At 64.5% G+C, this 11,428-nt stretch carries 11 protein-coding genes; 6 read left to right on the top strand and 5 right to left on the bottom strand.

Annotated elements, in window-relative coordinates; translation table 11 throughout:
* Positions 1-28: 28 nt before the first annotated feature.
* The 3 genes from hpaD to ACKWRH_RS13120 are packed head-to-tail and all read left to right on the top strand — an operon-like array spanning position 29 to position 3,536.
* The gene (gene hpaD / locus ACKWRH_RS13130; protein WP_445220881.1) at positions 29-1,012 is read left to right on the top strand and encodes a 3,4-dihydroxyphenylacetate 2,3-dioxygenase; all 984 of its coding nucleotides are present in this window, start codon (positions 29-31) and stop codon (positions 1,010-1,012) included.
* Between the two features lie 3 nt (positions 1,013-1,015).
* Complete coding sequence (locus ACKWRH_RS13125; RefSeq protein WP_445220880.1) at positions 1,016-1,885, top strand: fumarylacetoacetate hydrolase family protein; 870 nt, start codon at positions 1,016-1,018, stop codon at positions 1,883-1,885.
* A gap of 25 nt (positions 1,886-1,910) precedes the next feature.
* Positions 1,911-3,536 carry a thiamine pyrophosphate-dependent enzyme gene (locus ACKWRH_RS13120; protein WP_445220879.1) on the top strand — a complete coding sequence of 542 codons (1,626 nt, stop codon included), beginning with the start codon at positions 1,911-1,913 and terminating at the stop codon, positions 3,534-3,536.
* Positions 3,537-3,719: 183 nt separating this feature from the next.
* Here the strand turns inward: ACKWRH_RS13120 and ACKWRH_RS13115 are convergent, their stop codons facing one another.
* The 5 genes from ACKWRH_RS13115 to ACKWRH_RS13095 form a co-directional block, all read right to left on the bottom strand.
* On the bottom strand, positions 3,720-3,938 hold the full coding sequence (locus tag ACKWRH_RS13115; protein WP_445220878.1) for a hypothetical protein: 219 nt from the start codon (positions 3,936-3,938) through the stop codon (positions 3,720-3,722).
* Between the two features lie 924 nt (positions 3,939-4,862).
* The gene (gene alkB / locus ACKWRH_RS13110) at positions 4,863-5,516 is read right to left on the bottom strand and encodes a DNA oxidative demethylase AlkB (RefSeq protein ID WP_445220877.1); all 654 of its coding nucleotides are present in this window, start codon (positions 5,514-5,516) and stop codon (positions 4,863-4,865) included.
* Positions 5,517-5,525: 9 nt separating this feature from the next.
* Positions 5,526-6,272, bottom strand: coding sequence for a 2OG-Fe(II) oxygenase (locus ACKWRH_RS13105; RefSeq protein ID WP_445220876.1), 747 nt, complete (start codon positions 6,270-6,272; stop codon positions 5,526-5,528).
* A gap of 275 nt (positions 6,273-6,547) precedes the next feature.
* On the bottom strand, positions 6,548-7,234 hold the full coding sequence (locus ACKWRH_RS13100) for a DUF2848 domain-containing protein (protein ID WP_445220875.1): 687 nt from the start codon (positions 7,232-7,234) through the stop codon (positions 6,548-6,550).
* Entirely contained in the window at positions 7,227-8,576 is a 1,350-nt protein-coding gene (locus ACKWRH_RS13095) for an amidase (protein ID WP_445220874.1), read from the bottom strand. The genes ACKWRH_RS13100 and ACKWRH_RS13095 overlap by 8 nt, the downstream gene beginning before the upstream one ends.
* 193 nt (positions 8,577-8,769) lie before the next feature.
* Here ACKWRH_RS13095 and ACKWRH_RS13090 point away from each other — a divergent pair, with 193 nt between their 5' ends.
* The 3 genes from ACKWRH_RS13090 (at position 8,770) to ACKWRH_RS13080 (ending at position 11,377) form a co-directional block, all read left to right on the top strand.
* Positions 8,770-9,183 carry a Zn-ribbon domain-containing OB-fold protein gene (locus tag ACKWRH_RS13090; protein WP_445220873.1) on the top strand — a complete coding sequence of 138 codons (414 nt, stop codon included), beginning with the start codon at positions 8,770-8,772 and terminating at the stop codon, positions 9,181-9,183.
* A gap of 3 nt (positions 9,184-9,186) precedes the next feature.
* Positions 9,187-10,326: a thiolase C-terminal domain-containing protein gene (locus ACKWRH_RS13085; RefSeq protein WP_445220872.1), complete on the top strand. Its 1,140-nt coding sequence runs from the start codon at positions 9,187-9,189 to the stop codon at positions 10,324-10,326.
* 136 nt (positions 10,327-10,462) lie between these two features.
* Positions 10,463-11,377, top strand: coding sequence for an SDR family oxidoreductase (locus ACKWRH_RS13080; RefSeq protein WP_445220871.1), 915 nt, complete (start codon positions 10,463-10,465; stop codon positions 11,375-11,377).
* Positions 11,378-11,428: the final 51 nt, after the last annotated feature.

Below are 11,428 nucleotides of genomic sequence, written 5' to 3'. Positions count from 1 at the left end.
GGTGACGAGCCGAGAAAGGGAAACGCCAATGCCCGTACCGCAACACATCTTCGAGCCGCCGTTCAACATCATCCGCTCCAGCCATGTCGTGCTCGACGTGACCGACCTGAAGCTCAGCCGCGCGTTCTACGAGACCACCGTCGGCCTGCATGTCGAGGATGCCGACGACAAGGTCGTCTACTTGCGCGCAGCCGAGGAGCACCAGCATCACTCGCTGGTGTTGCGCAAGGCGGCAGTACCCGCCTGCGCCCGGCTCGGCTTCAAGGTCGGCAATGACAAAGACCTCGACAAGGCCGCCTCCTTCCTTTCGGAGAACGGTCTCTCTTACGCCTTCGTCGACCAGCCCTTCCAGGGCCGCACGCTGCAATTCACCGATCCCTTCGGCTTCCAGATCGAGCTCTACGCGTCGATGGACCGCCGGCCGCATCTGCTTCGCCGCTACGACCTCTACAGGGGATGCCATCCGCAGCGGCTCGATCATTTCAATGTCTTCGCCGCCGAGGTGCAGGACACCGTCGAGTTCTACGCGCGGCTCGGCTTCCGTCTGACCGAATATGCCGAGGAGGACGGACCGAACGGCCGCATCGCCGCAGCCTGGATGCAACGCAAGGGCAATGTCCACGATTTCGCCATCACCAACGGCAAGGGCCCTCGCCTGCACCATTTCGCCTACTGGACGCCGACGGCGATGAACATCATCCATCTCTGCGACGTCATGGCCTCGCAAGGCTTCGTCAAGAACATCGAGCGCGGCCCGGGACGCCACGGCATCTCGAATGCGTTCTTCCTCTACGTGCGCGACCCCGACGGGCACCGTCTCGAACTCTACACCAGCGATTATTTCACCGGCGATCACGACCACGAGCCGCTGCGCTGGTCGCTGCGCGATCCACGCCGCCAGACGCTGTGGGGCGCGCCGGCGCCGCGTTCGTGGTTCGAGCAGGGCTCGCCGTTTAGCGGGCAAGCCGTGCGCGAGCCGAAGTTCGTCGCCGACGTGCTGGTGGCGGATTAAGCGATGAAGCTCCCTCGCCTCGCCACATATTCGATCAAGGGTTCAACTCACTACGGCGCCGTCCTGGAGGGAGGTATCGTCGATCTCTCCTCACGTTACGCCAAGGACTATCCGACGCTGTGCGAGGTGATCGCGGCCGGAAAGCTCGTGAGCCTTGCCGAGGAGGCCGCCGGCCGCGCGCCGGATCATGCGCTCGGCGACATCATTTGGCTGCCGCCGGTGCCCGCTCCGGAAAAGATCATCTGCATCGGCGTCAACTATCCCGACCGCAATGCCGAGTACAAGGACGGCCAGGACGCACCGAAATATCCGAGCATGTTCATGCGTTCGCCCCGTTCCTTCGTCGGCCACGACACGCCGCTGGTGCGTCCGCGCGCATCAGCGCAGCTCGACTACGAAGGCGAGATCGTGCTGGTGATCGGCAAGGCGGGCCGTCACATTCCGGAAAGTGCCGCGCTCGACCACGTCGCGGCGCTCACGCTCTGCAACGAGGGCTCGGTGCGCGACTGGCTGCGCCATGCCAAGTTCAACGTCACGCAAGGCAAGAACTTTGATTCCAGCGGAAGCCTCGGCCCGTGGCTGGTGCCCTACACCAGGGAAGCACAGATCGCCGACATCAGGCTCACCACGCATGTCAACGGCGAACTCAGGCAGGACGACCGCACCAGCCGGCTGATGTTCCCGTTCCGCTATCTCATCAGCTATATCTCGACCTTCGCGACGCTCGTCCCCGGTGACATCATTGTGACGGGCACGCCGACCGGCGCCGGTGCGCGGTTCGATCCGCCGCGCTATCTGAAGCCCGGCGATGTCATCGAGGTCGAAGCCGAAGGCATCGGCATGCTACGAAATGGCGTCGTCGACGAAGCCTGAACAACAATCGAAATGGAATAGTGCAATGACCACCCTCACCGGCGGCGAAGCGATCGTAAGCGGCCTTGTCGCCCATGGCGTCGACACCGTGTTCGGCTTGCCCGGCGCGCAGGTCTACGGCCTGTTCGACGCCTTCCACCAGGCTAAGCTCAACGTAATCGGCGCGCGGCACGAGCAGGCCTGCGGCTACATGGCGTTTGGTTACGCACGCTCCAGCGGCAAGCCCGGCGTGTTCAGCGTGGTGCCCGGCCCCGGCGTGCTCAACGCCAGCGCGGCGCTGCTGACCGCCTACGGCTGCAACGAGCCGGTGCTGTGCGTCACCGGCCAGGTGCCGACGCAGTTTCTTGGCAAGGGCCGCGGCCATCTGCACGAGATGCCGGACCAGCTCGCCACCTTGCGCACCTATGTGAAATGGGCGGATCGGATCGAAACGCCCGGCAACGCGCCGACCACCGTGTCGCGCGCCTTCCAGGAGATGACGTCCGGCCGGCGCGGCCCTGCCTCGGTCGAGATGCCCTGGGATATCTTCACCCAGCGCGCGGACACCTGTGCCGCAAAGGTGCTGGAGCCGCTGCCCGCGCCATTGCCCGATCCTGATTTGATCACGCAGGCGGCCGCGGTAATCAGGAGCAGCAAGGCGCCGATGATCTTTGTCGGCAGCGGCGCGATCGAGGCGCGCGACGAAATCCTCGAGCTCGCCGAGATGATCGACGCACCCGTCGTCGCCTTCCGCAGCGGGCGCGGCATCGTCTCCAACGCGCACGAGCTGGGGCTCACGATGGCTGCCGCCTACAAGCTATGGCCGAAGACCGATCTCATGATCGGCATCGGCTCGCGGCTGGAGCTGCCAACGATGTCACGCTGGCCGTATCGGCCGGACGGGTTGAAGAGCATCCGCATCGACATCGATCCCGTCGAGATGCGGCGCTTCATCTCCGACACCGCCATCGTCGCCGATGCCAAGACCGCGACCGCCGATCTGATCGAAGCGGTGAGCAAGGCCGGCTACAGCAAGACCGCCGGCCGCCGCGCCGCGATCCGCGAGGCCACCGCGACCGCGCTGGCAGAGATCCAGAGCATCCAGCCGCAGATGGCGTATCTCAACATCCTGCGCGAGGTGCTGCCGGCGAACGCGATCGTCACCGATGAATTGTCGCAGTTCGGCTTCGCCTCCTGGTACGGCTTCCCGATCTACGAGCCGCGCACCTTCATCACGTCAGGCTATCAGGGCACGCTCGGCTCGGGCTTCCCGACCGCGCTCGGCGCCAAGGTCGCCAACCCCGACAAGCCGGTGGTGGCGATCACCGGCGACGGCGGCTTCATGTTCGGCGTTCAGGAGCTTGCCACCGCCGTACAGTTCAACATCGGCGTGGTGACGCTGGTGTTCAACAACAACGCCTATGGCAATGTGCGCCGCGACCAGCGTGAGCGCTTTAACGGCCGCGTGGTGGCGTCCGATCTGGTCAATCCGGATTTCGTCAAGCTCGCGGAGTCCTTTGGTGTGGCTGCTGCGCGCGTCACCGCGCCGGACCAGTTCACGGCGGCGATGGAAAAGGCGCTGGCCCATGACGGGCCATATTTGATTTCGATCGAGGTGACGCGGGATTCGGAAGTCAGCCCCTGGGCGTTCATTCACCCGCCGAAGCCGTAAACAAAGCACCGTCGTTCCGGGACTCCCTTTTCCCCTTGTGGGAAAGTCAGTAGTGGAAATAGCGGAGCAATATCAATCGATAGCCGCGCCAGTGTCTAGCCGGTGTAAAAAACCGAAAAACTGCTGACACTGGCGTGAGATGGTCGCTTGGCGAGCGGCCTGAGCCGCTCGCCTACACAATGATTATGCCGTGCGGCTGACGCGCCGAGCGGCCTCCGCCTTGCTCCCGGCGTGGGTGATTTCCTTGAGGACTTGGTTCACCGCGCGCGGGTTGATCACATATGCCGCCGCGATCTCGTGCTGAAACTGTCCGCACCAGCGGCGCAGCCAGACGTCAACAGCTTCTTCGAATGTGAACTTGGTCTTGCGGGGCTGGTTGTCTTGTACGAGGCGACTAGTCACGCTAGGCTCTCCTTGTGGTTACGGACATGCGAAAGCATCTCCTGTTGTGACAAACGCCACGGAAAGCCGAGCCCGCGTGCAAAGTGTGCTCGGCTTTTCCATGCCGTGATTCGGCGAACAGCCAAATCACTCCCCCATTAGGGCAAAGCCGCTGAGGTCGCGCAAGGTGGCGCGGAAAGCCATCCGTTTCAAGGGATTGGGATTCAGTTCCCCACGATTTACAGCGCACGCGGACGGGCTCGCGTTGGATCGGGAGCGGGATTGCGGTGATCGATCAGCGCTGCCGACGGCTTGCAGCGCCGGCCATCCCGGCCGACACGCGCGTCAGGTGCCGCATCGCGCCTTCAGCATAATTAATTGGTGAGTAGCGGCTTGACGTCTGGTGAGATCACCAGACATTCGCAAACTCCGGAAATGCAGAAGCAAGGGCGATCTCTTGTGATTTGGTCTGCCCTCGCCAATTAGCGGACTTGCCAAATCACCCGCACAGTGGTGCTGTTCGCGTAGATCCTCGCGGACGCCCCATCGACTTTACGCTGATGAGCCGCCCGCTGGGGAGCCAAGGGCTCAGGGACCGGTCCAATCTGGAGAGGTCGGCCGGTCTCTGTTCCCGTTCGATGGCGACTCGAATCAGTGAGGGCCATCTGCCATCAAGAAACGATGGTTCGTGACTCGCGCGCAAGAGTCCGCTGACTCGGTTCAACACCTTCCGCAACCTATCCACCGGTCGAGGCCTAATTTTTAGCCAAGCTGGTCCGTTACGCGGCTGAACGCGGATGCGGCACGCCGCATCGAACAGGGAGAAGGTGCCTTCCCGAAGGGAAGGCGGATGAGGGGTCTCTATCCGCGGAGACAGCCCCCTCATCCGTCTCGCTGCCGCTTCGCGCCAGCGATCCACCTTCTCCCACAAGGGGAGAAGGAAGATCACCGCGTCCGTCGAAACGTCAGATTGATCCGCTTCCGGCCGAGCAGCGCGTGCTCGCCGTCGGCGAGCGGCGCGACGCCGTGATAGGCGAGCCTGCTGGGCCCGCCCCAGACGACCACGTCGCCATGGACGAGCCGGAAGCGCCGCGGCTTGTCGCTGCGCGCCAGGCCGCCGAACAGGAAGGTCGCGGGCAGTCCGAGCGAGACCGAGACGATCGGCGCCGAATAGTCCAGCTCGTCCTTGTCCTGATGCAGCGACAGCCGCGTGCCGGGCTCGTAGCGATTGACGAGGCAGGCATCGGGCGCAAAGCCGGTGAACCCGCCCTGCTCCGCCGCGCGCCGGGCCAGGTCGCGCAACACGGGCGGCATCGCGGGCCAGGGCGCGCCGGTTCGCGGATCGATGGGATCGTAGCGATAGCCGGTGTGATCGGTGATCCAGCCGCGCTCGCCGCAATTGGTCATGGCCACCGACATCAGGTGGCCGCCGGGCGTGGTCATCCGGCGGAACGGCGACTGCGCCACGATCGCGCGCACGGCTTCGATCAGCTCGCTCTCGATCGGCCTGACGAATCCGCGCAACAACACGGCGCCCTCGGCGATCTCCTCACGCGACGGCTGTGCCTCGGCGGCCGTGTCGAAGAGATCACCCGTCAATCGCAGCGCTCATTTGGCATCATGAAAGATCACACCCAGCGTGTGGCGCTGGCCGGACCTGATCCGGCTGACGCCATGGCGGAGATTAACGCGGTAAGTCCCGCGTGTCCCCTGCACTGGGCGGTGATGCACGGCAAAAGCGACCGCATCGCCCTGCGTCAGCGGCACGACCTCGGCGCGCGATTGCATGCGCGGGCGCTGCTCGGTCAGCACGAACTCACCGCCGGTGAAATCGCGTCCCGGCTCGGACAAGAGGATCGCGACCTGGAGCGGAAACACGTGCTCGCCATAGAGATCCTGGTGCAGGCAGTTGAAATCCCCGGTCTCGTATTGCAGCAGCAGCGGCGTCGGCCGCGCCTGGCCTGCCTCGTGGCAGCGCTTCAGGAACGCCGCATGCGCGGTTGGGTAACGGATGTCGATCCCCATCGCCTCGTTCCAGCGATTGGCAACCGCCTGAAGATGCGCATACAGCGCCGGGCGCAGCTGCGCGATCAGATCGGGCAGCGGGTAGGAGAAATATTTGTACTCGCCACGGCCAAAGCCGTGCCGGCCCATGACGATGCGGCTGCGGAAGCCTGCATCATCAGGATAGAGCGCGGCGATGGCGCGGCATTGGTCGGGCGTCAGCAAATTCTTCAGGACGGCGCTGCCCTGGGCGTCGAGCTCGGCCGTGATCTGCGGCCAGTCGAGGGTGTCGACATGGGCGGCGAGGTCGGTTCCAGAATCAGGTGCGGCAATACGTTTGGCGACGGCCATGACGATCATCCTATCCACATCCGTCATTCCGGGGCGCACGCAGTCGCGAGCCCGGAATCCATAACCACGACCGGGAGTATGGATTCCGGGTTCGCGCCAAGAGGCGCGCCCGGGAATGACGGTTGTGGGTGTCGCAGATCGCGGCCGCTAGAACCACCCGATTTCCGACTCTCCCCCCGTCATTGCGAGGAGCCCTTGCGACGAAGCAATCCAGACTGGTTCCGTGGAGGGATTCTGGATTGCTTCGCTTCGTTCGCAATGACGGCGGAGAGGTATCAGCCCCTCACCGGCAGCGTCGCGACGTCGTAGCCGTGCTTGATGGTCCGTTTCAGCACGGGATCTTCCAGCTCGAACTCGAAGCGATCGGCCGAGCGGATGCCACCCTTGGCCGCAAAGGTGCCGCCGAACATGGCGCAGCCGTCGGGGAACTTCCCACCCTCAAAGCCGCGCGCGATCAGGTCGGCGACCGGCAGCATCGCGTCGAGCGTACCCTCCTGGTAGAGCACGCGCTCGCCCTTGATGGTGGCGTAGGAGCGCAGGATCATCCTGTCCCAATGGCCGATGACGTCCTCGAGCTCCCATAGCGTCGATGCGACCGGCTTGTCGCACATCTGCTTGGACACGGTGACGTTATAGGCCTCGACCTTGCGGTCGGTATGGTCGGAGCCGCAGCCGACGAAGATGCGGCCCTGCCAGCCGATCAGCACGAATTCGACCTCGCCGGAGGAATCGCCGCCGCAGCATTCGATGCTGTCTTCCTGGGTCAGCCGCCGCGCCGAGGCGCGATAGTAGATCGGCGTCGAGGCCGGCGGGGCGATGCCCATCTCTTGCAGCTCGGCGATGTGCTTGTCGCGTGCGACGGGATCGCGGCCGGTCCAGCCGGCAATGACCATCTGGTCGATCGCCAATGTCAGCGGCGTGGTGGTGTCCTGGGCGTCGACGGTGAAAGTCAGGTCAAACACGAATTACGGCCTCCATGCCGGCAGCAAGTTCGAAAATACGACGGTCCGATCCGCCCACGCCCGCCAGCATCAGGCCGACGGGAATTTCGCCCTCGCGATGCGCGGGCAGCGAGATGGCGCAGCCGTCGATCATGTTGATGAGGGTGCAATTGCGCAGCGCCCGCAGGTTTTCCCTGGTGAACGCCTTGTCATCGGCGAGATCGGAAATCTTCGGCGGCGTGTTGGCGGTGGTGGGCAGCACCAGCGCGTCATAGGGCGCGACGCGCGCATTGACGCGCGCGATCAGCGAGCGGCGCTCGTTGAGGAGATCGATGTAATCGGCCGCGCTCTGCGCCTCGCCGCGCATGATGCGCACGAAGACCCTGGGGTCGTAGACGTCGCCCTTGGCCGTGATGAGGTAGCGATGCCAGGCGTAGCTTTCGGATGCCGCAAAACCGCCCTTGGCGTTCATCGGGCCGATGTCGTGAAATTCGGCCATCTCGATGCGCTCGATGATCGCACCGTGATCGGTGAGGCTCTTGAGCGTGCGCTCGAACGTCGAGGCAACTTCCGCGTCGAGATCGTCGAGCGCAATCGTGGTCGGCACTGCGAGCCGCATGCCCTTCACCGGTCGCGGCTTCAGCGGGACGATCGGCTCGTTCGCGAGCACGGCATCGAGAATGGCACAGCAGCTGACCGATCGCGCTAGCGGCCCGATGCTGTCGAGCGAGAAGGACAGCGGCACGGAGCCGTCCAGCGGCACGCGGCGCTGCGTCGGCTTGTAGCCGACGATGCCGTTGAAGGCGGCCGGAATCCGGCAGGAGCCGCCAGTGTCGGTGCCGAGCGCGCCATGCGCCATACCTTCGAGCACGGACACCGCGGCGCCCGAGGACGAGCCGCCGGGCACGTGTCCCTCGGCCCGGTTCCAGGCGCCTTTCGGCGTGCCGTAATGCGGATTGATGCCGATGCCGGAATAGGCGAACTCGGTCATGTTGGTCCGCCCGATCACGACGAAGCCGGCGTGGCGCAGCCGCGCAACCGCCGCCGCATCGTGCTCCGCCGGATCGGAATCGTCGAGCGCACGAGAACCGGCGCGCGTCGTCTGTCCCCTAATATCGAAGAGATCCTTGATCGAGACCGGGATACCGGCATAGCGCGACGGCGCCGCCTTGACCTTGCGCAAGCCGTCCATCGCATCCGCGGCTGCGAGCGCGGCGTCCTTGTCGACGTGGATGAAAGTGCGCTGGCCCTCGCCGGCCGGGTCGGCGATCCTGGCGAGGCATGCCTCGACCAGCTTGCGGGAGGTCGTGCGGCCGCTTTCGAGGTCGTCGGCGAGCTTCGCCAGTGTCGGAAAATCGGGCATGTCTGTCTCACGGAATATTGCGCGCGCAATCTATAGCGCCGCCTCGGTTCGACACAAGCATTGTGCGCATGATGGCATGCATGCGCATTGCTGGACCGTTGACGCGCCATGGTCGATTGTCGCATCAAGATCGAAACAGGCAGGCGTGAAGCCCAGGCCTTATCAAGAATTGCCTTTGGGAGGGTTTTCCGACATGGCCGAACCGCAGCGCGCGCGCCCGAAACCGACGCCGGAGACCCAGCATTTCTGGGACGGCACGAAAGCGGGCGAATTGCGTTTGCAGCGCTGCGACGCCTGCGCGCATGTCTATTTCCCGCCGCGCCCGTTCTGCCCGTCCTGCGCCTCGCGCAAGGTCAGCATCTTCAAGGCGACTGGCAAGGGTTTCCTCTACAGCTACGTGATCAATCATCGTCCCGCCGCTCCCGGCTTCACACCGCCTTATGCGATCGCCGTGGTCGAGCTCGCCGAAGGACCGCGGATGATGAGCAACATCATCGATTGTCCGCAGACGCCGGAGGCGCTCGAGCTCGACATGAAGCTCGAGGTCGCCTTCCAGGCACTCGACGACAAGATCACCCTTCCCGTGTTCCGTCCGGCGAAGGGGTAAGCCATGCGCAGGAACCAGGTTGCCGTCGTCGGCGCGGCCGAGACCACCGAGCTCGGTGTCGTCCCCAACATTTCGCAGCTCCAGCTCCACGCGGATGCGGCGCTCAACGCCATCGCGGATGCCGGGCTGAAACTCTCCGACATCGACGGCTTTGCCACCGCGGTCGAAACGCCGCAGCAGGTCTGCCATTATCTCGGCATTAGGCCGACCTGGGTGGACGGCACCTCGGTCGGCGGCTGCTCGTTCATGCTGCACGTCCGCCACGCCGCGGCTGCGATCGAGGCCGGTCTCTGCAAGACCGTGCTGATCACCCATGCCGAGAGCGGCAAGTCGATGATCGGCAAGCTGCCGCGCTCGACGCCGCCGGACAGCCTCAACGGCCAATTCGAAGCGCCGTTCGGCGTCTACGGGCCGCCCAGCATGTTCCCGATCCCCGTGCTGCGCTTCATGAAGACGTACGGCATCACCCATGAGCAGCTCGCCTCGGTGGCGGTCGTGCAGCGGGAATGGGCGGCGAAGAATCCGCGTGCGATGATGAAGGACCCGATCACGGTCGCCGACGTGCTCAACTCGCGCATGATCGCCTATCCGTTCCGCCTTTTGCAGTGCTGTCTCGTCACTGACGGCGGCGGCGCACTGATCCTGACCTCGGCCGACCGCGCCAAGGATTTTCCGCGCAAGCCCGTCTACATCATGGGCACCGGCGAGAGCGTGGAAACGCCGATGGTCAGCCAGATGGAAACGTTCAACTCCTCGCGCGCGTTCAAGACAGCCGGCCCCCTCGCCTTTAAGGAAGCCGGCATCGCGCACCGGGATGTCGACCATCTCATGATCTACGATGCGTTCGCGCATCTGCCGCTGTTCGGCCTCGGCGATCTCGGCTTCATGCCGCACGAGGAAACCGGCCAATTCATCGCCGACGGCAACACGCGGCCCGGTGGCAAGCTCCCGCTCAACACCAATGGCGGTGGCTTGAGCTACATGCATTCGGGAATGTACGGCATGTACGCACTCCAGGAGAGCGTGCGCCAGATGCGCGGGATTGCGCCGGCGCAGGTGCCGAATGCGAAGATTTCGGTGTGCCACGGCGTCGGCGGCATGTTCGCCGCGAGTGGCACGATCGTGTTTACGAACGAGAGGTAGTGGCTGTCATTCCGGGGCGTCGCGAAGCGACGAGCCCGGAATCCATACTCCCGATCGTGGATATGGATTCCGGGCCTGCGCCTTCGGCGCATCCCGGAATGACGGCGGAATTTGAAGCGAATAGCGGAGAACCCACATGACAAAATCACTGCAAGACAAGGTCATCATCGTCACCGGCGCAGGCCGCGGCATCGGGCGCGAGATCGCGCTGCTCTGCGCGGCAGAGGGCGCCAAGGTCGTCGTCAACGATCCCGGCGGGGCCGCCGACGGCGCCGGTACCAGCGCCACGCCGGCCGAAGAAGTGGTCGAGGAGATCAAGAAGCGCGGCGGCATCGCGGTGCCCAATTTCGAGTCGGTGGCGGAAGCTGTCCCCGCCAGCAAGATCGTGAAGACCGCGACCGATCATTTCGGCCGGCTCGACGGCGTCGTCAACAATGCCGGCATCCTGCGCGACATGATCTTCCACAAGATGAGCGTGGAAGCGTTCGAGGCCGTCATCAAGGTTCACCTGATGGGCTCGTTCTACGTCAGCCACGCCGCGGCGCGGATCTTTCGCGAGCAGGAGTCGGGCTCCTTCGTGCACTTCACCTCGACCTCCGGCCTGATCGGCAATTTTGGCCAGGCCAACTACGCCGCGGCCAAGCTCGGCATCATCGGGCTGTCGAAGTCGATCGCGCTCGACATGGGCCGCTTCAACGTCCGCTCCAACTGCGTTTCGCCGTTCGCCTGGACCCGCATGATCGGCACCATCCCGACCGAGACCGAAGCCGAGAAGGCGCGCGTCGAGAAGATCAAGCAGATGGGACCGGAGAAGATCGCGCCGATCTGCGCCTATCTGCTCTCCGATGCCGCCAAGGAGGTCAGCGGGCAGATCTTCGGCGCACGCATGAACGAGCTGTTCCTGTTCAGCCAGAACCGCCCGCTGCGCTCGGTTCATCGGAGCGAGGGCTGGACGCCGCAATCAATCGCGGAACACGGCATGCCGGCACTGAAGGGCTCGTTCTACAAGCTCGACCGATCCGCCGACATCTTCCCCTGGGATCCCGTGTAAGGGATCCCGTCTAGCCGCATTTCCGGCATCCCTGCCCTGCGATCTCAGGTT

The sequence above is a fragment of the Bradyrhizobium sp. Pa8 genome (genome assembly GCF_052588265.1).
This window is presented reverse-complemented; position numbering and strand designations above follow the sequence as displayed.